Origin of the sequence: Rhizobium sp. NLR22b (assembly GCF_019685295.1) — a bacterium.
Taxonomy (GTDB): Bacteria; Pseudomonadota; Alphaproteobacteria; order Rhizobiales; family Rhizobiaceae; genus Rhizobium.
Genome location: NZ_JABDWM010000004.1, coordinates 136162 through 161078, shown reverse-complemented (window position 1 = coordinate 161078; position 24917 = coordinate 136162). Strand labels below are relative to the sequence as shown.

The following is a 24917-nucleotide window of genomic DNA, read 5'->3' as shown; positions in this document are numbered from 1 at the left end:
TCCCCGCCGGGCAAGGCGAGGAGGCCGCTAGCCTTTCAAAAAGATCGACCTTTTAACAGACTAGCTCTACACAATCGGGTGATCAGCCCGGCCTGGCAGGGATGGGCGGACGAAACTTTCGTGTCGGTCGCTCATCCGCCGTAAACCACCAGCAGATCCTTCGCATCGATCTGGTCGCCGGCCTTGACCAGCACTTCGGCAATGGTGCCGTCCTTTTCCGCGTGGATCGCGGTTTCCATCTTCATCGCCTCGATGGAGACGAGCACGTCACCGGCACTGACGGCCTGGCCCGGCGAGGCGAAGACGCGGCTGATGACGCCAGGCATCGGTGCGCCGACATGGGCGGCGTTGCCGATCTCGGCCTTGCGGCGCACGGCCGCCCCGGTCGCCCCATGGGCCCGGTCGGGCACCTTGATGCGGCGCGGCTGGCCGTTGAGCTCGAAGAAGACGGTGACCATGCCCTGGCTGTCGGTTGCGCTCATCGCCTGGTTGACGATGACGAGCGTCTTGCCCTTCTCGATGTCGGCGAACAGCTCCTCGCCGTCCGCCAACCCGTAGAAATAGGCTGGCGTCGGCAGCACGGAGACCGGACCGTAGGTATCCGAGGCAAGCGCAAAATCGGTGAAGACCTTCGGATACATCAGATAGGAAGCGAATTCGAAGTCGCTGACCTCGCGCTCCAGCTTCTTTTCGATGACCTTGCGTTCCGCATCGAGATCGGCTTCCTTGAGCAGTGAGCCCGGCCGCACCGTATAGGGTTTTTCGCCCTTCAATGCCTTCTTCTGCAGCGCTTCCGGCCATCCCGACGGCGGCTGGCCGAGATCACCCTTCAGCATCGACACCACCGATTCGGGGAACGAGACTTCGCGGTCGGGGCTGACGACATCGGCGACGGTCAGGTCCTGGGAGACCATCATCAGCGCCATGTCGCCAACGACCTTGGAGGACGGCGTCACCTTGACGATGTCGCCGAACATCTGGTTGGCGTCGGCATAGGCCTGCGCCACCTGATGCCAGCGGGTTTCCAGCCCCAGCGAGCGGGCCTGCTCCTTGAGGTTGGTGAACTGGCCACCCGGCATTTCATGGAGATAGACCTCCGATGCCGGCCCCTTGAGATCGCTTTCGAAGGCGGCATACTGGTTGCGCACCGCTTCCCAATAGAAGGAGATGCGGCGGATCCATTCCGGATCGAGGCCGGGATCGCGCTCGGAGCCGGAGAGCGCCTCGACGATCGAGCCGAGACAGGGCTGCGAGGTATTGCCGGAGAGCGCATCCATTGCCGCATCGACGGCATCGACCCCGGCTTCGACCGCGGCAAGGACGGTCGCCGCCGCAATGCCCGAAGTGTCATGCGTGTGGAAGTGGATCGGCAGACCGGTCGCCTCGCGCAGCGCCTTGAACAGAACCTTCGCCGCCGCAGGCTTCAACAGGCCCGCCATGTCCTTGAGCGCGATGATGTGAGCCCCGGCCTTTTCGAGCTCGACGGCAAGATCGGTATAGTACTTCAAGTCGTACTTCGGCCGCGCCGAGTTCAGGATGTCGCCGGTATAGCAGATCGCCGCCTCGCAGAGCTTGTTCTCTTCGGCAACCGCATCCATCGATACCCGCATATTCTCGACCCAATTCAGGCAGTCGAAGACGCGGAAGAGATCGATGCCGCCCTTGGCAGCCTGGCGGACGAAGTATTTGACGACATTGTCGGGATAGTTGGTGTAGCCGACACCATTGGCGCCGCGCAGCAGCATCTGCAGGAGCAGGTTGGGGGCGCCTTCGCGGATCAGCGCCAGGCGCTCCCACGGATCTTCCGTGAGGAATCGCATCGAGACGTCGAAGGTGGCGCCGCCCCAGCATTCGAGCGAGAGCAGGTTCGGCAGCGCATGTGCATAAGTGCCGGCGATGCGGGCGATGTCATAGGTGCGCATGCGCGTGGCAAGCAGCGACTGGTGGCCGTCGCGCATCGTCGTGTCGGTCAGAAGCACCCGCTTCTCGTTGCGCATCCACTCGCCGAATTTCTTCGGACCAAGCGTGTCGAGAAGCTGCTTCGTGCCGTCCTTCACGCCGTTGCCATTGGCATAGGGCACCACCGGCCGGGCGGCATTTTCCAGCGGCTTCGGCCTGTCCTTGGCCTCGGGATGGCCGTTGACGGTCACGTCGGCGAGATAGGTCAGGAGTTTCGTTGCGCGGTCCTGGCGCTTGACCTGCTGGAAGAGCTCCGGCGTCGTGTCGATGAAGCGGGTGGTGTAGCTGTTGTCGCGGAATTTCGGGTGGCCGATGATCGCTTCGAGGAAGGTCAGGTTGGTGGCCACGCCTCGGATGCGGAATTCGCGCAGCGCCCGATCCATGCGGGAAATGGCTTCCAGCGGGTTCGGCGCCCAGGCCGTGACCTTGACGAGCAGCGGATCGTAATAGCGGGTGATGATGGCGCCGGAATAGGAGGTGCCGCCGTCGAGGCGAATGCCGAAGCCGGAGGCCGAGCGATAGGCGGTGATGCGGCCGTAATCCGGAATGAAGTTATGTTCCGGATCTTCCGTCGTCACGCGGCACTGCAGGGCGTGACCGTTGAGACGGATGTCTTCCTGCTTCGGCACGCCGGATTGCGGCGTGCCGATCGCAAAGCCGTCGAGGATGTGGATCTGCGCCTTGACGATATCGATGCCGGTGACGACTTCGGTCACTGTATGCTCGACCTGGATGCGCGGATTGACTTCGATGAAGTAGAATTTGCCGGTATCGGCGTCCATCAGATATTCGACGGTGCCGGCGCCGATATAGTTCGTCGCCTCTGCGATCTTCAGCGAATAGGCGGCGAGTTCCTGGCGCTGCGCTTCGGTGAGATAGGGTGCGGGCGCGCGCTCGACGACCTTCTGATTGCGGCGCTGAACGGAACAGTCGCGCTCGAAGAGATGCACGACATTGCCGTGGGTGTCGCCGAGGATCTGGCTTTCGACGTGGCGGGCGCGCTCGACGAGCTTTTCCAGATAGACCTCATCCTTGCCGAAGGCGGCCATCGCTTCGCGCTTGGCTTCCGTCACTTCCTTGGCAAGATCGGCCTCGGAACGGATGACGCGCATGCCGCGACCGCCGCCGCCCCAGGAGGCCTTCAGCATGACGGGATAACCGATCTCGGCCGCCATCCTGGCGACTTCCTTCATATCGTCCGGCAGCGGTGCGGTCGCCGGCACGACCGGCACGCCGACGGAGATCGCCAGGTTGCGCGCTGCGACCTTGTTGCCGAGCTGGCGCATCGTATCGGCCTTCGGTCCGATGAAGATGATGCCGGCCTTGTTGCAGGCATCGACGAATTCCGGGCTTTCCGACAAGAGGCCGTAGCCCGGATGGATAGCATCGGCGCCCGAAAGCTTGGCGACGCGGATCACCTCGTCGATCGACAGATAACTTTCGATCGGTCCGAGATCGCGGGCCAGATGCGGACCGCGGCCGACCTGATAGCTCTCGTCCGCCTTGAAGCGGTGCAGTGCCAGCTTGTCCTCCTCCGCCCAGATCGCCACCGTTTTTATTCCAAGCTCGTTGGCCGCGCGGAACACGCGAATGGCTATTTCGGAGCGGTTGGCAACGAGTATCTTGGATATGGGCAAAACGGTCTCCTCCGTCGTTCAGACACGGGCATGCTGCACCCGCGAAGAAAATTCTTAACTTCTTGTCACGGGAAGTTCAATTTCTCTTGCGACTGCGAAACGCACTTTCTCGCCATGCCAGAGCTGTCGGCCCGCAGTAGGCGGCGATTTCAGCGAGATGGATGGAAAAAGCCTAGCTTATCAGACCGTGACGGAAGGCGAGCGCCACTGCCTGCTGCCTGTTCTTTGCCTTCAGCTTATCCTGCAGACCGTTCATGTACCAGTCGACCGTATGGTTTGAGATCTTCAGCATTTTGCTGATCTCCATCGAGGTCATGCCTTCGGCAAGATAGTGGAGGATTTCCATCTCGCGGCGCGTCAGCGGCGTCTCGGTCGGCAGCACCGTTTCCAGCGCCGCGGCCTCGCCTGAGAGGTCGAGCAATCGCCAGAAGCTCTTGCGCGCCACGGCCTCGAGCAGCGCGATTTCCACCGGCGACAAGTCGATCGGCTTGCCGCCGAGGCTGAGGCTGCCGAGAATGCCGTTGCGCCCATGAATCGGAAAGAGATAGCCGTCCTCCAATCCGTGACCGAAGGCATCGACCATCATCTGCTCCATGCGGCGCTGATGCGCATCACCGTCGAAGGCGGCCACGCTCTCCCGCCAGCGGAAAGGCCGTTGCGCATGCACGAGATAACGCACCATCGGATCGATCCGGACATATTTTTTTGCGGCATATATCTGTAGCCATTGTTCCGGCCAGCGGCCGGCAAGCGGCGCGGCGCGCAGTTCGATATTCCGCTGCGCCGGGTTTTGCTGCAAATGTCGCAGCAGACCGTAATACTCGAAACCGCAACCGTGGAGGACCTGCTCGAGTTCGGTGACGACGGCGTCCTGATTTGGGCACTCTTCCAGAATGACAAGCAATTGAATTAAAGAATTAATATTCACAAATAGCGCCCTTTGCCCGGACCTGAACCGCATCGAGGCCGTTGGCGGCTGTTCAGATTGGTCGCGTAACGGTCTTCTTCAAAAAAATGCAGTCTCTAATTTAATGCTGCGCTAAACATTGATTAAAATGCAAGCGCAAATTGTCGGGAGATATAATCATGGTGGAATTCCGGCGCCAGACCCCGCTGCCGAAAAATCTGAGGAGCCCGGAATACCCCTCTGTTCTGTCCTATTGAGGCAGCTTCAAATTCGTCGCAGCTTCGATCGTGTGATCAAGTTAACCACCCGGCGGGCTGAATCCCGAATACTCCGTTAATCGCCGGTTCAGGTAGCCTTTTGTAGCATCCCATCATTCCCGTTTTCGCAGATGCACAAGAGGTTAGACGTGTCGCTATTCAAGGTCTATGCAAGAGCTCTGCGCTATCTTGGCGCCTACAAGCTCCGCGTATCCCTGGTCGTTATTGCCAACATTGTTCTGGCGACCATCACCATTGCGGAACCGATCCTGTTCGGTCGCATCATCGATGCGATATCGGGGAAGGGCGAAGTCAAACCCATCCTCTTCATGTGGGCTGGTTTCGCCGTGTTCAATACCGTCGCCTTCGTTCTAGTCTCCCGCGAGGCCGACCGGCTTGCCCATGGCCGGCGGGCGACGCTGCTGACGGAAGCCTTCGGCCGCATTATTTCCATGCCGCTTGCCTGGCACCATCAGCGCGGCACCTCCAACGCGCTGCATACACTGCTGCGTGCCTGCGAGACGCTGTTTGGCCTCTGGCTGGAATTCATGCGCAACCACCTATCGACGGTCATTGCGCTGTCCCTGCTGGTGCCGACGGCAATGTCGATGGATTTGCGCCTTTCCGCCGTGCTGATCGTGCTTGGCATCGCCTATTGGCTGATCGGCCGCGTGGTCATGAGCCGCACCAAGGATGGCCAGGCTTCGGTCGAAAACCACTACCATACCGTCTTCTCGCATGTCAGCGATTCGATCAGCAACGTCTCCGTTCTGCATAGCTACAACCGTATCGAAGCGGAAACCAAGGCGTTGAAATCCTTCGCCGACCGGCTGCTCGAAGCGCAGTATCCGGTGCTCGACTGGTGGGCGCTCGCCAGCGCGCTGAACCGCATGGCTTCGACCATCGCGATGATGGTGGTTCTGATCATCGGCACGATGCTCGTCCAGTCCGGCGAGTTGCGCATCGGTGATGTCATTGCCTTCATCGGCTTTGCCAACCTGCTGATCGCCCGTCTCGACCTGATGCGCCAATTCGCGACGCAGATCTTCGAGGCCCGCTCCAAGCTCGAGGACTTCTACACGCTCGAAGACTCGGTGCGCGACCGTGAAGAGCCGGCCGGCAATAGCGAGATCAAGAACGTCAAGGGTGCGGTCGAATTCCGCGACGTCTCCTTCGGCTTCGGCAACAGCTCGCAGGGCCTGCACAACGTCTCCTTCTCGGTAAAGGCAGGCCAGACGGTCGCCATCGTCGGCCCGACCGGCGCCGGCAAGACGACGCTGGTCAACCTGCTGCAGCGCGTCTACGACCCGCAGGGCGGCCAGATTCTCGTCGACGGCACCGATATCACCAAGGTGACCCGGAAGTCACTGCGTCGCCATATCGCTACCGTCTTCCAGGATGCGGGCCTGCTGAATCGTTCGATCAGCGACAATATCCGCCTCGGCCGCGAAGGTGCGAGCGAGGAGGACATGCGCCGTGCGGCCGAAGCCGCCGCCGCCGCCGATTTCATCGAGACCCGTGAGGATCGTTACGACACCCATGTCGGCGAGCGTGGCAACAAGCTTTCCGGTGGTGAACGTCAGCGCATCGCGATTGCCCGCGCCATCCTCAAGGATGCGCCGATCCTGGTGCTCGATGAGGCGACCTCGGCGCTCGACGTCGAGACCGAAGCCCGCGTCAAGGCCGCGATCGACAATCTGCGGCAGAACCGCACCACCTTCATCATCGCCCACCGCCTCTCGACGGTCCGCGAAGCGGATATGGTGCTCTTCCTTGACGATGGCCGCGTCGCCGAACAGGGCAGCTTCGACGAGCTCAGCCACAGCAACGGCCGCTTCGCCGCCCTGCTGCGCGCCAGCGGCATCCTGACGGACGAAGAAGTCCGCAAGGCGCACACCACAGAAGCCGCCTGAGCGCTTCGAGTTAAAGGATAAGGCCGGAAGGGCAGACGCTCTTCCGGCCTTTTGTTTTTCTTGGGTAGCTTTCTGGGATAGCAGACACCCGCGTGGCCCCCTTTGTCCCGGCGGCCATCTCCCTGCCAAGCGAGATCGAGACGGAGGTCTCGGCCGTGCAGAGGAGGTCGTCACAAGGCACGACATGTCTGGCGGCCGGGCTGATTGATCGCATCGCCGATCCCCTCTAAGCTGTTGTCGCTAGCCGATACTCAGGAGAGCGGCATGAAAGTCCTGCGCATCGTCGCCAATATCCAGGCGCCCGACATCATGGCCGCCAAACGCTTCTATCAGGATATTCTCGGCCTTGATCTGATGATGGATCTCGGCTGGATCGTCACGTTCGGCGCGAATACTTCCATGAAAGTTCAGCTCAGTGTCGCCAGCCAAGGCGGCTCCGGGACTCCGGTGCCCGATCTCTCCATCGAGGTGGATGATCTCGATGCTGCTTTCGAGGCGATGTCTGCCGCCGGCGTTCCGATCGAATACGGTCCGGCCGACGAGCCCTGGGGCGTCAGGCGCTTCTACGTGCGCGATCCTTTCGACCGGCTGGTGAATATTCTAGTTCACAAAAGTTGAGCCGGCGGCATTACAGCGCCGCGCGTCTTTTCAACGCGCGAAAGGCGCTGCAATGCCGTGGTGCTTTTCGATGCCGATTTTGGGCCCCCGCTAAGCCCGCCGCTCTTCAATCAGATGGGGATTCCTATTTCCGATTGGTCCGGTGATAGGTATTCGCCGCTCCGCCAACTCGCACAGGCACAGGGACCGCGGCAATCTCCGTCACGAGCTTGTCCTTGATCTTGCCCAGCTGGCGCTTGTGCTCGAGGTAGTGGGCATAGGCGAATTGCGTCGCGATGCCCACGATCACGAAGAGCGGGCCGACCAGCGGATCCTTGTTGGTGATATAGAGCACGACCTGGCCGATCATGGCGAGGATCGTGCCGGCGACGAAGATGTTCAGCGAATGCCGGCCGAGGATCGTCAGCGGGTGTTCGGCTGGGCGCCGCAGGATGCGCGAGAACGCCGGGATGCTGATGATGAGATAGGTCAGCGCCAGCACATGCAGCAGCCGCGGCAGCGACAGGAAGGTCTTGTCGAAACCGGTGACGACGGTGGGCAGGCCGAGCGCCGCCAGCGAATTGCCGAAAATCCACAGATGGCCGGTTACCCAGATGAAGGACAGCAGGACATAGCCGGCGGCAGCCGCAAGCAGCAGCGGATGCCGCGGGATCGTGCCGCCGCGCTTGATATGCAGGATCGAAACAATTCCAATCGAAAACAGGAACTGCCAGGAGAGCGGATTGAGGAACCAGTAGCCCTCTATCAGCAAATTATGCGGCGCCACCTCGTAAATGCCGGCCAGCAGCCAGACCGTGCCGGAAACGGCGAGCGCCAGAAGCGGGCTTCGCTCGTTGAGGAGCAGGATGATCGGCACCATCAGCAACAATGCGCCATACATCGGCAGGATATTGTTGTAGCCGATTTGGTGACCGAGCAGCAGAAGCGCCGGGATGCCTTCCTTCAGGTTCATCAGAACCGCCAGGATGTTGATCTCGACCAGCAGCCCCGGCCGGTGGAACAGCCAGGCACCACAGATGAAGAGCGCCAGCGTCATGAAGGTGGTGATCATATGCGCGAGGTAGAGCGTGAAGGCGCGCCGCGCCGCCTTGATCGCCGTCTTGATGCGGTCGCCCGGCTTGAAGCGGGAACCATAGGCGAGGCCGACGGCGATGCCGGAGATCAGGACGAAGGCCTCGGCGGCATCGGAGAAACCGAAATTCTTCGTCGTCACATATTCGAAGATCTGTCCGGGAACATGATTGATGAAAATCATGATCAGGGCCAGGCCACGCAGCACGTCAAGCCTTGTATCGCGCGTCGTCGCAGCTGCGGATGAGGAACTGCGCTCGGTGCCGATGGCTTCGGTCGGCGTGCTTGCCATATGGGTTTCTCCTGTTATCCGATTTTGCAAACGCGACGGCGGCCAAAAGGGTTCCCTTTTGGCCGCCGCGAATCGCCGTGTTCCTCAGCGTGGAGAACGCTGTTATCCGAGCGGATATCCCTCTTCGGGATCGGTGACTTCGCTGCCGTTGATCGACAGAGTGTAGCCGCTGGCATTGGACACTTTTGAGACCGAAATGCGGTATTTGACGCCGCCCCGCTCCACCTCCGCCGCAAAACCGTCCCATTCCGACGGGAGCGACGGACGCACATGGAGCCGGCCGTCCTTCAACCGGATACCGAGAATGCCCTCGACGGCGGCGCGGTAGAGCCAGCCGGCCGATCCGGTATACCAGGTCCAGCCGCCGCGCGACGTATAAGGCTCATGCCCATAGACGTCGGCTGCCACGACATAGGGTTCGACCCGGTATTGTTCGGCCGAAGCCTTGTCGAGCGCATGCGTGATCGGATTGAGGATCTGGAAGCAGCGCAGCGCGTCGTCGCCCCGCTTCAGCTCCGCGAGCGCCATCACCACCCAGGTCGCGGCATGGGTATATTGCCCGCCGTTTTCGCGCACGCCCGGCGGATAGGCCTTGATGTAACCGGGATCCCTGGCGGAATTGACGAAAGGCGGCGTGAACAGCCGGATGATGCGCGCCTCCTCATCGACCAGTTGGTCGAGCACGGCATCCATCGCCTTTCCGGCACGGGCCAGGTCGCCTTCGCCGGACAGAACGCTCCAGGATTGGGCGATCGAGTCGATCCGGCATTCCGGGCTCTCCTTGGAGCCGAGCAGCGCACCGTCGTCGAATGTGCCGCGGCGATAGTAGCTGCCGTCCCAGGCCGCAGTTTCGAGCGCCTTCTTCAATTCGGCGAGATGGGCCGACCAGCGCTCCACCCGGGCCGTATCGCCGCGCTCCTCGGCATAGGGAATGAAGGCGCGCAGTGCACCGGCCAGGAACCAGCCGAGCCAGACGCTGGTGCCGCGCCCGCCGATGCCGACGCGATTCATGCCGTCGTTCCAGTCGCCGCCGAGGAACAGCGGCAGACCGTTCGCGCCCTTGCGGGCGATGGCGAGATCGAGCGCCAGGGCCGCATGTTCGTAGACGCTCGCCTTGTCCTCGGAAATTTCCGGCTTGTAGAAGGAGTCGTGCTGACCTTCGAGAAGAGCGGGTCCTTCCAGAAAGGCAAGCTCCTCGTCGAGCACGGTCTTGTCGCCGGTGACGGTGCAATAATGGTGGATCGCGTAGCTCAGCCAGACGACGTCGTCCGAAATCAAGGTGCGAACGCCCGCACCCGTTCCCGGCAGCCACCAATGCTGAACATCACCTTCGCGGAACTGCCGTGAGGCGGCATTCAGAATCTGACGCCGGGCGATCGAGGGTTCGTGCATCAGGAAGGCCAGCGTATCTTGCAACTGGTCGCGGAAACCGAAGGCGCCGCTTGCCTGGTAGAAGGCGGTGCGGGCCATGATGCGGCAGCCGAGGCTCTGATACGGCAGCCAGGTGTTGACGAGATTGTTCATCCCGCGATCCGGCGTCGAGATCTGCAGCCTGCCGGTGAAATCTCGCCAGAAGGCGCGGTTTGCCTCGACCGCATCGTCGAACGAAGACTTGCTTATATCGGCGATCAGGGCGCGCGCTTCTTCTTCCGTCGGCGTATCGCCGAGGAAGAAGGTGACGTCGCGCTCCTCGCCGGCCCCGAGTTCGATATCGATCGCCAGAGCCGCAGCCGGATCGCCATCCAGTTCGGTGACGCCCGAAAGCGGGGCTGCGGAGGTGACGGCCTGAGGCATCTGGATCGTGCCAGCCTTGCCGATAAATTCGCGCCGGCTTGCCGAGAAGCTTGAAAGCGTCTCGCTCGCCGCGAAGAAGGCGGTTCGGTTGGAAAAATCGATGCTGTAGGGATTGGTGGCAAACAGCGCCCCCGTCTCCTCGTCATGCTTCGACAGGATGAAGGGTGCGGTGCGTCCGGGATTGCTGCCGAGAACCCATTCGACGTAGCCATAGAGACGCAGCTTACGGCCGGTCGAACCGGTGTTGCGCAGGCGCAGGCGCTGCAGTTTCACCGGCTTCTCGCGGTCGATCGTCTGTGTCAGCTCGAGCGCGATCTCGTGCTGAACGGTGGAGAAGACCGAATAGCCGAGCCCGTGGCGGGCTTCGAAGCGGATATCCGGCCGGCGCGAAAGCGCTGCGAACGGAGTCATGACGGCGCCGCTTTCGAGATCGGCGAGATAGAAGGCCTCGCCCGATCGGTTGACCACCGCATCGTTCGACCAGGACGTCAGCTGATAATCGCGCGAATTGACGCTCCAGGTGAAACCTGCGCCTTCGGCCGACACGTGGAAACCGAACCTGTCGTTGGAGATGACGTTGATCCAGGGCTGGGGCGTCGCATGACCTCCGGGCAAGCGAACGACATATTCGCGGCCATCGCGGGCAAAGCCGCCAAATCCGTTCCAGAAGTCGAGGTCGCCTTCCTCCTCGATGGCAACGGCCGGCATCACGGGCGGCGGCACCGGTGCGATGCGCTTGACCGGCGCCCTGTTGCGCTCGGCGCGCTCCATCTCCTGCAGTTCGTCCTTCGACGGTGCAAACAGGGCGACGGCGCGGTTGATCTGGTCGACCACCTTGCCGTTCTTCGCATGCAGGGTGACGCGGGAAGCCGCGATCAATGCCTTGTAAGTGTTCTCCTCCATCAGGTCCTTGCGAACCGCGAAAATATGCTGGCGCAAGCCGTCGGCCTGGCCCATGCGGCGTACGTTCTCGCACATGGCGTCGAGCGCGTGTTGCATGTCCTGCGCATAGGAAGAGGCGCGTTCGTTCATGATGACGAGATCGGCGGTGACGCCGCGCGAGCGCAGATATTCCTGCGCCAGCAGTGCCTCGCGGGCGATATCGAGATCCATGTCGTCGTTGACACGCAGCGTGAAGATCGGAAAGTCGCCGGAGATCGCCAGCGGCCAGAGCGCCGATTGCGATTGCAGGCCGGCCTCGACCGTCGCCTCATCCTTGCGCAGCTGCATGTCGGGATAGACGAGGTAGCGCCCGAGATGCTGGAAGGCGGCCGCCTGCTGCGAGGTGACGCCGACATGGCGCATCTGCACTTGCGTGCGCGTCCAGGCCTGGACGAGCTCGTGGTTGAAGGCGTCGGGATGACGGTAGCGATTGACCGCCTTGTCGACCTCGTCGCGGCTTGGCGCGGCGATCGTCCAGAAGAAGACGCTGACCTTCTTGCCGGCCGGCACCCGCACGGTGCGGCGCAGCGACATCACCGCATCGAGCGTGAAACCGTCGCTGCCGGAAAGTGTGGCGCCCGGATCGAAGGCCGCCGCATCGGCGAGGCTGCGGCCGCGACCGATGAACTTGCGCCGGTCGGTTTCGAATTCGGTGTGACGGGTGTCGCCGGCATTGTCGACGATCAGATGTGCGAGGCTGATATTCGGCTCGTTCGGATCACGCTTGTTGCGTTCGGCGCGGATGACGTCGCCGCGCTTGCCGATCTCGGTCTTGACGAACATGCGGGCGAATGCCGGATGTGCGTTGTCGGTATCATCAGAGGTGATCACCGGTTCGAGATAGGACGTGACTTCGATGAAACGATCTTCCCCACCCATGTTGAGCAGGGTGACGCGACGGGCTTCAGCATCGTGCTCGGTCGCGATGATGCACTCCACCTCGCTCGTCAGATCGCCGACCGTCTTGGTGAACTGTGCCTTCTCGTCGGCGAATTCGACCTTGATCTTTTCGCCCTCGACACCCTTCGGCTCCGCTGTCGCCGACCACCATTCGTTGGTGGCGGTGTCGCGCAGGAAGATGAAGGTGCCCCAGCGGTCTTCGGTGGGATCGGCCTTCCAGCGGGAAACGGAAAGACCATTCCAGCGGGAATAACCGGCGCCCGTCGCCGTCAGCATCATGGAATAATGGCCGTTCGACAGAAACACGAGTTCGCGGTCGCGCGAAAGGGGATCGCTGATCTTCCGGATTTCCGGCCGCATGAGATCGTCCTGGATGCTGGCCGGCGTATCGGATTCATGCTTGCCGCTCATGACGGGAATGTCGCGCGGCGCCTTTTCCTGCAGCAGAAGCTCCGCCGCCTCGATCACCGGATCGGAGTGGAAGAGTTCGCGCAGATGGCCGTTGAAGGCGACGTTGGCGACGGCCGCGATCGACATGCCGTGATGGTGGGCATAATAATTGTAGACCACCGCGCATTTCTTGCCTTCCGGCACGCGCGTCGGCGTGAAATCGACCGCGTCGTGGAAGCCGAACTTGCCGAGCGCGCCGACCTTGCGCAGTCTCTGCAGGTTTTCGAGTGCGCCGGGCGGGTCGTACTGGCTGGCCAGCAGCGAAGCATAGGGGGCGATGACGGCATTGTGGCCGAGGCCTCGCTTGAGGCCGAGCGTCGGCACGCCGAAATTCGTGTACTGGTAATTGAGGTTATGGTCGCGGGCATTGAAGGCCGCTTCCGAAATGCCCCACGGGATACCGAGCTTGCGGGCATAATTCATCTGCTCGACGACAACCAGATTGTTCGTCTGGTTGAGAATACCCCCGCCACGCTCCTGCATGACGAGCGGCGGCATCAGATATTCGAACATCGATCCGGACCAGGAGACCAGCGCGCCGCGTGATCCCACAGGCACGACCTGGCGGCCGAGACGGTACCAGTGTTCCGTCGGCAGATCGCCCTTGGCGATGCCGAAGAGGCTGGTCAGGCGGCATTCCGAGGCGAGAAGGTCATAGCAGGCCTGGTCGAGCTCGCCGCTTTCGACGCGATAGCCGATCGACAGCAGGCGTCGCTCCGGCCGGAACAGGAAGCCGAAATCCATTGAAAAGGCGAGATCGCGGGCCTTGTCGCGTAGCGCCACCAGGCGCGGCCTGAGCGCATCGACTTTGGAAAGGTCGAAGGTGCTGTCCGATATATGCGCCTCGCAGACCTTCACCAGCGATGCCGCCCATTGGGTGACTTCCTCGCTCTGCTTCGACTTGACCTCATGATCGAGATTGGCGGCGAGCTTCTCTATGTCGCGTGCGAGAACGGCAAGGTTGATGATGCGGATCGAGGCGAATTCGTGCTCGCGCTTGACGGCGGCAAGCGCATTCTGGAAGCCGACGATGCGTTCTTCCAGGCGTCGGCGCAGCGGGCGCACGGTCTTGCGGTCGTCCGGCAGGTCCGCCAGCACTTCGCCGAGGATGCCGGCCGTGTCGCCGACGCCGTCGAGATTGCCCTGCATGTGGGCCGATGGCGCCTCGGCCCAGTTGCGGCAGGCCGAAGAAATGGCGATCAGATGGCCGGCGAGATTGCCGCTGTCGACGGCAGAGACGTAACGCGGCCCGAGCGTCTGCAGCGTATCGGTGTGATACCAGTTGAACAGATGGCCGCGGAATTTCTCCATTTTGTCGATCGTAGCGATCGTCTGCTCCAGCCGTTCGAGCGTCTCCTCGAAAGAGAACCAGCCGAAATGCCGGCCGGAAACGACGGAGAGCAGGTAGACGCCAATATTGGTTGGCGAGGTGCGCGCCGCGACGATGACGTGCGGCGTTTCCTGGATATTGTCCGGCGGCAGATAATTCTGCTCGGGGGTGGTGAAGGTCTCGAAATAACGCCAGGTGCGCCTGGCGATCTTGCGCAGTTCGCTCGACACGGAATCGGCGACCTCGAGCCGATCCTCGGTCTCGGCCGACTGGCTGACATACCAGGCGACGACAGGCGAAAGGATCCATAAGAGCGCGAAGGGGATCCCGACGAGGAAGGCGTTGTCGCCGGGGAGCGCCGCAAATCCGAGCGCCAGCAGCGCCAGTACCGGCGCATGCCACATCTGCTTGTAATAAGAGGCGAGGGTGCCCTGCCCGCCGGCCTGGACGCTGGCGGCGGTCCGCCACTGCAGCATCAGCTTGCGGCTGACGAGCAGCCGGTAGAGCGAACGGCCGATCGCATCCGCCATCATCGCCGCCGAATCGGCGATGAAGACGATCCGCAATGCGACCTGCGCATTGGCGGCGGTGATATCCGACCAGACCGTATAGAGATGGGCGCGTGCGACGATATCGCTGGTGCGCGGGATGATGCCGTTGATGAGCGAAAGCGTCGGCGCCACGAACAGGCAGAAGATCAAGAGAATCTGCCAGACGAGCGCGCCGAGCGGACCCATGAAATACCAGCCGAGAACGGAGGCGAAGAACCAGGCGATCGGCGTCAGCGAACGGCGCAGATTGTCGAACATCTTCCAGCGGCCGAGGGCCGTAACGCCGTATTTCGGATTGAACATATAGGGCAGGAGCTGCCAGTCGCCGCGCGCCCAGCGATGCTGGCGCGAGGTCTCCACCTCGTAGCGGATCGGGAAATCCTCGACCAATTCAAGATCGGTGACGAGCGCACAGCGCGCCATCGAGCCTTCGAGAAGGTCGTGGCTGAGCACCGAGTTCTCCTCGATCCGGCCCTTCAGCGAGGCTTCGAAAGCATCGACATGATAGAGACCCTTGCCGGTGAACGTGCCTTCGCCGGCAAGATCCTGATAGACGTCCGACACGGTGAAGACATAGGGGTCGAGACCGCGATTGATCGAGAAGACACGCTGGAAGACCGAGGCATCCTTGCCCGTCGTCAGCGACGGCGTGACACGCGGCTGCAGCACGCCGTAGCCACTCTCGACGCGGCCGGTCTTCGGATTGATGACCGGGCGGTTGATCGGGTGATAGAGCTTGCCGACGAGCTTGGTGACGGCATCGCGCATCAGGCGCGTGTCGGCATCGAGCGTCATGACATATTGCACATTGGCCGGCACGGCGTTGGCGCCGGGCAGATAGGTCGTGTCCCGGTCGCCGCGCAGCAGCATGTTCAGCTCGTGCAGCTTGCCGCGCTTGCGCTCCCAGCCCATCCATACGCCTTCCGAGGGATTGTAGAGGCGACGGCGATGCAGCAGGTAGAAACGGGTTTTGCCGTCGTAGGCATAGCGGGCGGAAAGATTGGCGATCTCGCGTCTTGCGTAATCGAGAACCTCAAGATCGGCAGGCGTCTCCTCGACATCGCTGTCGGGCCAATCGCTGAGCATCGCGAAATAGATCTCTCCACGCGGATTGGCGAGATAATGAACCTCGAGATTGCGCACCTGATCGTCGACGCTGTCGCGGTTCGAGATCAGGCAGGGCACGACGAGCAGCGTGCGCGCATCCTCCGGAATGCCTTCCTTGAACTCGTAGCCGACGAGGCGGGCAGGCGTCACGAAGAAGGACAGCAGGGTATTAAAGAGACCGGTTGCGCCCTCCGAGGCCGGCAATGAGAACATGATCAGCAGGATTGCGATCTCGATTGCGCCCATCCCGGCACTTGCCATGAACCTGCCGACGATCGCCATGGCGATGATCGTCAGCAGCATGACGGGCAGCGCGATCGACAGCCAGTTGAACCGGCGCACGGCGCGCACGAAGTGCTGGGTGATCGTCGGGCGATAATTCGCCCGCGCCTCGAGCTTCGGCCGTTGCGCCCCTGACAGGAAGCCGCCGACATTCGGCTCATGCGGCCGCGGCTCGTCGGAGGCCTTGGCGGCCTCGGTCATGTCGAGCGCCAGCTGGGCGATTTGCATTTCGGTCAGCGGCGAGCGCTTGGCCAGTTTCTCGATCTGCTTGCGGTATTTGTTGCGCGAGCCGGAATCGAGGATGCCGTAATCCGAATGCTCCCAGAGCAGCTTGTCGACATGGCTGACCTGCTCGACCCAGACCGACCATTCGGTATCGTCGATCTCGCGCAGGCTGCGGATGATGTTGCCCATCGTCACGTTGCCGGAAGACAGACGGCTGTGTTCGGCGGTCGTCGCCTCTTCGGTATTGCGACCGAGCTCTTCCAGGCGTTCATCGAGCCAGGTGATTGCCAGGCTCGAAGTTTGCGAGCCGTCACGCAGGCGATAGAGGAACTGCGTCGAGAAGGTATTGTCTTCGGCAAGCGGTTCCAGCGTTTTCAGATAGGCGGCAGCCTTGACCGGATCGGTCAGGCGCACCAATTCGTCGGCCGCCTCGTTGGCGCGGCGGCGCAGGCGGCGGCTCGCTTCGACACGGCTCGAAATGCGTCGAAGGTTTTCCACCAGCACATAGCGCACCAGCGAGGGCAGGGCCCAGAGTTCACCGATCCTCAGCGTCTCGCTGGTCTGGAAGCCGTCGACCAGCGCCGTCAGGCTTTCCTGCGAGATCGTGCTGTGGGTATGGGCGACGTAGAGCCAGGCAAGCACCAGCGTGCGCGGAATGTCGACGCCGCCGACACGCATGGTCGGCAGTTCGCGGTAGAAGCGGCGGGGAAAGTCGCGCCGTACCTCCTGGATCGCCTCTTCGACGATGTAGTGATTGTCCAGCAGCCATTCCGCCGCCGGCGTGATCGTCTCTCCGGCCTCGACGTCGGTTGCCGTGGTGCGGTAGACGCGCAGGATTTCCTTCTCGTTTTCCTTGTGGCGCGCGAAGAAATCAAAGGCGGCGAAAGCCGGCAGCTTGTCGACGCCGTTGACGGCGACCGCTTCGCCCATCGCCTTGATGTCCTCGATGGAGAGATAGGTCGAGCGGATCGAATCATTGTGATCGATCTGCTTCGTATCGGAGTCGCGTGGAAGGCTCGGAGAAAGATTGGCAATAGACATGGGTTCGGTTCTGGATCCAAACAAAGTTATGGCTGTTTTGCTCAGCCTTTTGCACTGCTTATCATGACTGCTACATGAACGGGGCCCGATTCTTCGAAGATCGATGAAGCCGGGGTGAATGACGTCTGGGCCAAGCGATGTAACCGGGCGTAGCCTTGGTCCAGCGCGAAGGTCGATCAATACCCTCTCCGCAAAACCATGGCGAAAAGTTGGACATTCTCGCGATAATTCAAGTCAAGAATCGTGAGCCGAACGAGCCCGCGGGCTTGCGGCGCAAGGCTGAGCGCCGAGCATGTCGCCACCTTGAGGACTGGCAGGAGCTTTTCGATAAGAGGAAGGTTCGCCAGATCATCGTCTGGCCGCGCTTTGTTCGGGCTTGCCGCGAGCGCGGAACGCGCCGCATGGATGGGCGCACGCAGCCCCGGCATCGTGCCGAGGCCTATTATCCGCCGACTATCCGAGGACGCCGCAGACCATTGCCACCACGAACAGGAATGCCGCGGTGAAGATCGTCCCATGGAGCACCGTCTGAAGCCTGTGGCGCGTCGTGTGCGGCTTCTTGGTGGCTACCGAACCATAGTGGTTTACGTGAGTATGCGAAATACCCAGCTCTGCCATGTGTCGCCTCCGTTGTTCTCGTGCGGCCGGTTGTGCGGCTCGCTGTTATATTTCTTATTCCCTATCAGGTAGGTAGAGATAAATTTCCGTCCAGAGCGAGCGGAAGAGAAAATTCAACCGCTCTTCAGCAGAGCGTGCGCCATGCCCAGATCAAGGAGCGCTCGATGGCGTTCTCGTTCTGCTGCAGATCGGAGGTCTCTGTCCCGATCAGGCGCCGGTCCTGTTCCGCCGGCATGGAGACCGTGGTCTGTTCCTTGCGATCGGCTCTCACCGGAGGATCGAGGTAGCCCATGGTCATCCCACCGAGAAAGAACATGCTTCGACCTCCATGATCACGAAAGCTAACAATCGTTAAGGATCATGACAGAAGCCGGGCTGCTGTCAATAGTCTAGTCGAATGGTCGTCTTTTAAGGGAACCTTATCCTTAACGCCGCCACCAGCCTTTTCTTTTCAATGGCTTGAAATGATTGCCCTTCAGGCTTTGACGAAGCCCCTGCTCGCGATCATCAAATTTTTCGTGTAATCCTCCTGGACCGAGCCCCGCGCCAGCTCTTCCGAGCTCAATCGTTCGACGACGGCGCCGTTGCGCATCACCGCGAGCCTTTCGCACATATGGGTGATGACGCCGAGGTCATGGCTCACCATGACGAAGGTGAGCTTGCGGTCGCGGCGGATCTGTTCGAGCAGGTTCAGTACCTCCGCCTGCACCGAGGCGTCGAGCGCCGACGTCGGCTCGTCGAGCAGCAGGATCGACGGTTGCACGATCAGCGCTCTGGCGATCGCCACACGCTGTCGCTGACCGCCGGAAAGCTGATGCGGATAGCGGAATCGGAAACCATTGCCGAGGCCGACTTCGTCGAGCGCGCGGGCAATGCGCTTGTCGCTGTCGGTAACGGCGTGGATCGCAAGCGGTTCGAGCAGCAGCCGGTCGATCGTCTGGCGCGGATGCAGCGAGCCGTAGGGATCCTGAAAGACCATCTGCACGCGCCGATAGAAGGCCTTGCTGCGCTTTGAACCTTTCAGCTCTTCGCCGTCGATGTGGATCGCGCCGCCGCTGATCGGCGCGAGTCCGGCAACGGCGCGCAGCAAGGTCGATTTTCCCGACCCGGATTCACCGACGAGGCCGAAGGATTCACCGCGTTCGACGCTGATGCTGACATCCTTCAGCGCATGAAAATCGTCGTAGACGACACTGAGATTGTCGACATGGAGGGCTGCGCTCATACCGCCCACTCCGGCTTGCGGTCGAGCACCGGCAGCGGATGGCGGTTCGCGCCGATCTCCGGCATGCAGTTCAGCAGTCCCCTGGTATAGGGATGCTGCGCATGTTTGAGATCGGCGGCCGCGAGCTCTTCGACGATCTTGCCGGCATACATGACGATGACCCGGTCGCAGAAGGAAGACACCAGTCTCAGATCATGGGAGACGAAGATCAGCCCCATGCCGCGCTCGGAGACCAGTCTGTCCATGATCCGGAGCACATCGAGCTGCACCGTCACGTCGAGCGCCGAAGTCGGCTCATCGGCAATCAGCAGTTCGGGTCCGGCGATCAGCATCATGGCGATCATGGCGCGCTGTCCCATGCCGCCCGAAACCTCGTGTGGGTGCAGGTCGAAGACGCGTTGAGGATCGCGGATCTGCACCGCTTCAAGCATGGCGAGCGCCCGTTCGCGCGCCTCCGCCTTGCCGATCTTCTCATGAGTGCGGAGCGTTTCGCAGATCTGCCGTCCGATCGTCATGACAGGGTCGAGCGAATATTTCGGATCCTGCAGGATCATGGCGATGCGCTTGCCGCGCAACCTGCGCCTTTCGCTGGCGGACGCCTTGAGGAGATCGATGCCGCTGAAATCGAGCCTGTCGGCTGTGACGATGCCGTGTTTCGGCGTCAGCCCCATGATCGCCCGGCCGGTCTGCGACTTGCCGGAGCCGGATTCGCCGACGATGCCGAGCCTTTCCCTGCCGAGCGTGAAGGAGACGCCGCGCACCGCTTCGATCAGGCTGGTGCGGGTGGGATAACTGACCTTGAGCCTGTCGACCGTCAGAAGCGTCGTCATTGGCCGCTCTCCTTCGGATCGAGCGCGTCGCGCAGGCCGTCGCCCAAGAGGTTGAAGCCGAGGCTGACAATGAGGATGGCGATGCCGGGCATGGCCGCGACCCACCACTGATCCAGAATGAAGCGCCGGCCAGAGGCGATCATCGCGCCCCATTCCGGCAGCGGCGGCTGTGCGCCGAGACCCAGAAAACCAAGACCGGCCGCCGTCAGAATGATGCCGGCCATATCGAGGGTCACGCGCACGATCAGCGAGGAAATGCAGAGCGGCATGACATGACGCACGATGATGCGGAACGGCGAGGCGCCCATCAGCTTCACTGCCGAGATATAGTCGGAACGCCGGACCGTCAGCGTCTCGGCCCGAGCGATGCGAGCATAAGGGGGCCAGGAGGTGATGGCGATGGCGATGACCGCGTTCTGGATGCCCGGGCCGAGAGCGGCGACGAAGGCGAGCGCCAATACCAGTTTCGGAAAGGCAAGAAAGATATCGGTGATGCGCATCAGCGTCGCATCCACCCAGCCGCCGGCATAGCCCGAGACCGTGCCGACGATCAGCCCGATCGGCGCGGAGATGATCGCGACGAGCGCGACGACGAACAAAGTCAATCGCGATCCATAGATCAGCCGTGAATAGATGTCGCGGCCCTGATCGTCTGTGCCGAGCAGATAGCCGGCCGTTCCCGGCGGCAGCAGGCGGGCATTGCGGAGATCGCCGACGACGGGGTTGTGTGTGGCGAGCAAATCCGCGAAAGCGGCGACGAGGAGCAGGGCGATGATGATCAGCAGGCCGACGACGGCGAGCCTGTTGGCCGTGAACTGCCGCCAGGTGACGTAAGCGCGGCCGAGACGGGCCTGCCTGCGCGATTGCGGCCGGTCGGAAAGCAACCATTCGCGGCGGCTCATCGCAGGAGAGGGGCTGGCAGGAGCCGTCATCGGTTTCGCGTCCTCGGATCGAGTGTCCGGTAGAGAAGATCGGACAGAAGATTGATGCCGATGAAGATCGTCCCGATGACGATCGTGCCGCCAAGGACGGCGTTCATATCGGCGTTCTGCAGCGAATTGGTGATGTAGAGCCCGATGCCCGGCCAGGAAAAGACGGTCTCGGTCAGCACCGATCCTTCGAGCAGGCCGGCATAGGAAAGCGCGATGACGGTGACGAGCGGCACGGCGGCGTTGCGCAGCGCATGGCCCCAGATCACCCGTGGTTCGGAAAGCCCCTTTGCGCGCGCAGCAACGATATATTCCTGCGAAAGCTCGTTCAGCATGAAGCTGCGGGTCATGCGGCTGATATAGGCGAGCGAGAAATAGCCGAGCAGCGAAGCGGGCAGGATGATGTGGCGGAAGACGTCATAGAAGACGTCCCATTGCCCCTGCCAGGCGCTGTCCAGAAGATAGAAGCCGGTGATCGGCGCGAACGTATATTCGAAGACGATGTCGATGCGGCCGGGGAAGGCCACCCAACGCAGCTGGGCATAGAAGATGACGAGCGAGATCAGCGCCAGCCAGAAAATCGGCACGGAGTAGCCGACGAGGCCGATGACGCGCACGACCTGGTCGGCGATGCTGCCGCGGCGCACGGCAGCGAGAACACCGAGCGGCACGCCGACGCAGGCGCCGATCAGCGTTCCCAACGTCGCGAGCTCGATCGTCGCCGGCATGACGCGGCGGATGTCGACCATGACAGGATTGGTCGTCAGCACCGAATTGCCGAAATCGCCGGACAGGATGCCTTTGATGTAGATGTAGAACTGCTGATAGAGCGGCAGGTTGAAACCCATCTCCTGGCGCACCCGCTCGACGACATGGGTGGGAGCGCGGTCGCCGAGGATGGCGAGCACGGGATCGATCGGCACGACGCGGCCGATGAAGAAGGTGACGGCCAGTAGGCCGAGATAGGTGGTGACGGCGGCGAACAGGAACCGTCCCAAAGCCTTGGCGAAGGCCCCGGCACGGCCCTTTCGGGGCCGCGCCTCTCGTGTGGTTTCGATGGTGCTCACGCCGCTAATCCCGCCGGATTATTCCTTGGCGATCGGACCGACGAAGTTGGTGTCGAAGCTCGGACCCAACTTGAAGTCCTTCAGATTCTTCCGGTAGCCGGCGACCTCGGTCTGCTGGAAAATGATGACGAAGGGGCTGTTGGCAAGGAACTTCTTCTGGACGTCCTGATACATTGCCGCGCGCTTGGCGCCGTCGCGTTCAAGGAGAGCTGCCTTTGTCTGCTTGTCGAGTTCCGGCGCCTCCCAGGTGTTGCGCCAGGCGAGCGTCTTGACTGTGCCGGCATCGGAGTTGTCCGGATTGCTGGTGAAGGTGTCGGCATTGGAGTTCGGATCGAAGTAATCCGAGCCCCAGTTGCCGATATAGATGTCATGGGTGCGGGCGCGATATTTGGTCAGCGTCTGCTTGCCGTCGCCGGGGATGATTTCCAGCTTGACGCCGGCCTGCGCCAGAGTCTGCTGCATGGATTCGGCAATACCTGTCACCGGCTGCGTATTGCGCACGTCCATCGTCACCGAGAAGCCGTCCGGAACGCCAGCCTTGGCAAGCAGCTCCTTGGCCTTGGCGACGTCAAGCTTGTAGGGGTTCTCGTCGAGCGCGCCGAGTTGGCCTTTCGGCAGGAAGGTCTGATGGATTTCGCCGATCCCCTTGATCAGGGTTGCGCCGATTGCATCATAGTCGACCAGATACTTAAAAGCCTCCTGAACCTCGGGTTTCTTCAGATTCTCGTTCTTGTTGTTCAGGCTGACGTAGTAGATTGTGCCTTTCGGTGCACTGGTCGTTGCGAGATCGGCATTCTTGGAAACGGCGTCGATGTCGCCCGGCTCGAGATTGCGGGCGATATCGATATCACCGGCTTCGAGTGCCAGCCGCTGGGCCGAACTTTCCTTCATATAGCGGTAGATGACGCGGTTGAGCTTCGGCTTATCGCCGTAATAGTTGTCGTTGCGCTCCAGCACGACGACTTCATTGGCGCGCCATTCGCGCAGCTTGAAGGCGCCGGAGCCGGCATAGCCGGTCTTCAACCATTCATTGCCGAAATCGTTGTCGTATTTGTGCTCGGCATCCGGCGTCACCGCCTTCACATGTTCCAGCACCAGCTTCTTGTCGACGACGGAGGCGACCGTCGCCGTCAGGCAGTTGAGCACGAAGCTCGGCGCATAGGCCTTGTCGACCGTGAAGACGAAGGTATTGGTGTCAGCGGCCTTGGCCTTTTCGGTGACATTGTCGCCGGTCAGGCCGAACTGGGTGAGGATGAAGGCCGGGCTCTTGTCGAGCTTGACGGCGCGCTCGAACGACCAGGCGACGTCTTCGGCGGTAATCGGATTTCCGGAGGCGAATTTGAGACCTGGCTTCAGCTTGAACGTATAGGTGAGGCCGTCATCCGAGACGCTCCAGCTCTCGGCAAGATCACCCTTCACCTTGGAGGTGTCGGCGAGATCGAGGCGGACGAGCAGACTGTAGCTGTTGCTGGTGATCTCCGCCGTCGAAAGCTCGAAAGCCTCGCCGGGATCCATGGTGATGATGTCGTCGATGGCAAAACCCTCGACCAGCGTGTCCTTGGGCGTTTCGGCAAAGGCGACGGGTGCCGTCATCATCAAAAGCGAAAGGGCGGCTCCTGCGGAAAGCAGGCGAAAATTGCGGCTGAGCTTGGTGATCATCATGGTCTGTTCCCCTGTTCTTGATTGACTACGAAGCGTTTTGTCGGTCATATCCCATTAAAACTATTGTCCGTTTTCAGTGCGTCCAGAGCCGCGCAGCGCTTTAGGCGTCGTCCTCCCGCCAAGCTTGCGCCAGAATACGAAGCCAATTTTCACGGGCAAGTTTCGTCAGATCGGCCTCACCATATCCAACCTCCCGGAGAGCGGCAATCAGCTTCTGATTGCCGGCCGCGTCGCCGATTTCTTCCGGAATGGTTGCGCCGTCGAAGTCCGATCCGAGGCCAACGCAATCGATGCCGATGCGGTTCACCAGATAGTCGATGTGGCGGATCATATCGGCAAGCGGTGTGTCGCTGTCCGAGCGGCCGTCGGGACGCAGCATGGCGGTGGCATAGTTGATGCCGACGAGCCCGCGGCTTTCGCGGATCGCATCGAGCTGCCTATCCGTCAGGTTGCGCGCGACCGGCGTCAGTGCATGGGCGTTGGAATGGCTGGCGACCAGCGGCTGTTCCGTCGTTTTGGCCACGTCCCAGAAACCCTTCTCGGTGATATGGGCAAGGTCGATCAGGATGCCGAGGCGATTGCATTCCCGGACCAGCGCGAAGCCGGCATCGGTCAGGCCGGGGGCTGTGTCCGGCGACATCGGGAAGGCGAAGGGCACGCCGTAGCCGAAGACATTGTGCCGGCTCCAGACCGGCCCGAGCGACCGCAGACCCGCCGCATAGAACACTTCGAGCGCCGAAAGATCGGCGCCGATCGCCTCGCAGCCCTCCATATGCATGACGGCGGCAAAGATACCGTCCTCCATGGCGCTGCGGATGTCCTTCACCGTCCGGCAGAGCCGCCAGGCGCCTGCCTGATCGAGCCGCAGCGCAATCGCCGCCATTTCGGTGGCGATGGCGAGGGACGGCAGCGGATCGAGAGGGGCCGCCATCGGCGTGATGTAGCGGCCATCGGCATCCGGATCGGCGAACACAAGATCGCCCGAAGGAATGTAGATGGCGCAGAGGCCGCCGGAAAGACCGCCCTCTTTCGCCCGGCGCGCATCGATATGGCCGGTCGTCGTGCCATCTGCGAACTCCGCGATCGGGTCACTGCCGTCTTTTGAATGTGTCCAGAGTCGAAGGAGAACGTCGTTGTGGCCGTCAAATACGAATTGCATCTGTCTTCCTGCGCTGCCCGAGGCGGGCGTATGACGTGGCAGAATAGAAAAGCTGGCGGGATTCGCCACCTCTTTTTTTGGTCATCGGCATCGTGGAGCATCACCAGAACGAAACGGGGGCCGAAGCCCCCGTCAAAACTCGGATCGTACT

General features: G+C 61.7%; 14 protein-coding genes. 2 read left to right on the top strand and 12 right to left on the bottom strand.

Annotated features, from left to right (window positions below; genetic code table 11):
- Nucleotides 1-131: 131 nt before the first annotated feature.
- Nucleotides 132-3596, bottom strand: a complete 3465-nt coding sequence (gene pyc, locus HJC00_RS08800) for a pyruvate carboxylase (RefSeq protein ID WP_221146177.1) — start codon at nt 3594-3596, stop codon at nt 132-134.
- Nucleotides 3597-3768: 172 nt separating this feature from the next.
- Nucleotides 3769-4524 (bottom strand): LuxR family transcriptional regulator, encoded by a 756-nt coding sequence (locus HJC00_RS08795; protein WP_210632682.1) that lies wholly within the window; start codon nt 4522-4524, stop codon nt 3769-3771.
- A 385-nt stretch (nt 4525-4909) separates the two neighbouring features.
- Between HJC00_RS08795 and HJC00_RS08790 the strand changes: the two genes are divergently transcribed.
- A complete protein-coding gene (locus tag HJC00_RS08790) occupies nt 4910-6673 on the top strand; it encodes a glucan ABC transporter ATP-binding protein/ permease (protein WP_210632681.1) in 1764 nt (587 codons plus the stop codon).
- A 264-nt stretch (nt 6674-6937) separates the two neighbouring features.
- Complete coding sequence (locus HJC00_RS08785; RefSeq protein WP_210632680.1) at nt 6938-7291, top strand: VOC family protein; 354 nt, start codon at nt 6938-6940, stop codon at nt 7289-7291.
- A 124-nt stretch (nt 7292-7415) separates the two neighbouring features.
- On the opposite strand, the gene HJC00_RS08780 is transcribed toward HJC00_RS08785, so the two are convergent.
- The 10 genes from HJC00_RS08780 to HJC00_RS08735 all read right to left on the bottom strand — a co-directional run bounded on the left by HJC00_RS08780 (nt 7416) and on the right by HJC00_RS08735 (nt 24766).
- On the bottom strand, nt 7416-8654 hold the full coding sequence (locus HJC00_RS08780; protein WP_221163863.1) for an OpgC family protein: 1239 nt from the start codon (nt 8652-8654) through the stop codon (nt 7416-7418).
- A gap of 102 nt (nt 8655-8756) precedes the next feature.
- On the bottom strand, nt 8757-17276 hold the full coding sequence (locus HJC00_RS08775; RefSeq protein ID WP_221163862.1) for a GH36-type glycosyl hydrolase domain-containing protein: 8520 nt from the start codon (nt 17274-17276) through the stop codon (nt 8757-8759).
- A 453-nt stretch (nt 17277-17729) separates the two neighbouring features.
- Entirely contained in the window at nt 17730-17894 is a 165-nt protein-coding gene (locus tag HJC00_RS08770) for a hypothetical protein (protein WP_221163861.1), read from the bottom strand.
- Nucleotides 17895-18018: 124 nt separating this feature from the next.
- On the bottom strand, nt 18019-18210 hold the full coding sequence (locus tag HJC00_RS08765; protein WP_210632676.1) for a hypothetical protein: 192 nt from the start codon (nt 18208-18210) through the stop codon (nt 18019-18021).
- Nucleotides 18211-18369: 159 nt separating this feature from the next.
- Nucleotides 18370-19119, bottom strand: a complete 750-nt coding sequence (locus HJC00_RS08760) for an ABC transporter ATP-binding protein (RefSeq protein WP_210632675.1) — start codon at nt 19117-19119, stop codon at nt 18370-18372.
- The gene (locus HJC00_RS08755; protein WP_210632674.1) at nt 19116-19949 is read right to left on the bottom strand and encodes an ABC transporter ATP-binding protein; all 834 of its coding nucleotides are present in this window, start codon (nt 19947-19949) and stop codon (nt 19116-19118) included. The genes HJC00_RS08760 and HJC00_RS08755 overlap by 4 nt, the downstream gene beginning before the upstream one ends.
- Complete coding sequence (locus tag HJC00_RS08750) at nt 19946-20881, bottom strand: ABC transporter permease (RefSeq protein WP_184454662.1); 936 nt, start codon at nt 20879-20881, stop codon at nt 19946-19948. The genes HJC00_RS08755 and HJC00_RS08750 overlap by 4 nt, the downstream gene beginning before the upstream one ends.
- Nucleotides 20878-21945 (bottom strand): ABC transporter permease, encoded by a 1068-nt coding sequence (locus tag HJC00_RS08745; RefSeq protein WP_210632673.1) that lies wholly within the window; start codon nt 21943-21945, stop codon nt 20878-20880. The genes HJC00_RS08750 and HJC00_RS08745 overlap by 4 nt, the downstream gene beginning before the upstream one ends.
- Nucleotides 21946-21963: 18 nt before the next feature.
- Complete coding sequence (locus HJC00_RS08740) at nt 21964-23607, bottom strand: ABC transporter substrate-binding protein (RefSeq protein ID WP_210632672.1); 1644 nt, start codon at nt 23605-23607, stop codon at nt 21964-21966.
- Nucleotides 23608-23707: 100 nt separating this feature from the next.
- Nucleotides 23708-24766, bottom strand: a complete 1059-nt coding sequence (locus tag HJC00_RS08735) for a dipeptidase (protein ID WP_210632671.1) — start codon at nt 24764-24766, stop codon at nt 23708-23710.
- Nucleotides 24767-24917 lie beyond the last annotated feature (151 nt).

Coding starts and splice junctions, on each gene's coding strand:
- HJC00_RS08785 (WP_210632680.1), top strand. CDS start 6,938: ATGAAAGTCCTGCGCATCGTCGCCAATATCCAGGCGCCCGACATCATG.
- HJC00_RS08780 (WP_221163863.1), bottom strand. CDS start 8,654: ATGGCAAGCACGCCGACCGAAGCCATCGGCACCGAGCGCAGTTCCTCA.
- HJC00_RS08775 (WP_221163862.1), bottom strand. CDS start 17,276: ATGTCTATTGCCAATCTTTCTCCGAGCCTTCCACGCGACTCCGATACG.
- HJC00_RS08770 (WP_221163861.1), bottom strand. CDS start 17,894: ATGGCAGAGCTGGGTATTTCGCATACTCACGTAAACCACTATGGTTCG.
- HJC00_RS08765 (WP_210632676.1), bottom strand. CDS start 18,210: ATGTTCTTTCTCGGTGGGATGACCATGGGCTACCTCGATCCTCCGGTG.
- HJC00_RS08760 (WP_210632675.1), bottom strand. CDS start 19,119: ATGAGCGCAGCCCTCCATGTCGACAATCTCAGTGTCGTCTACGACGAT.
- HJC00_RS08755 (WP_210632674.1), bottom strand. CDS start 19,949: ATGACGACGCTTCTGACGGTCGACAGGCTCAAGGTCAGTTATCCCACC.
- HJC00_RS08750 (WP_184454662.1), bottom strand. CDS start 20,881: ATGACGGCTCCTGCCAGCCCCTCTCCTGCGATGAGCCGCCGCGAATGG.
- HJC00_RS08740 (WP_210632672.1), bottom strand. CDS start 23,607: ATGATGATCACCAAGCTCAGCCGCAATTTTCGCCTGCTTTCCGCAGGA.
- HJC00_RS08735 (WP_210632671.1), bottom strand. CDS start 24,766: ATGCAATTCGTATTTGACGGCCACAACGACGTTCTCCTTCGACTCTGG.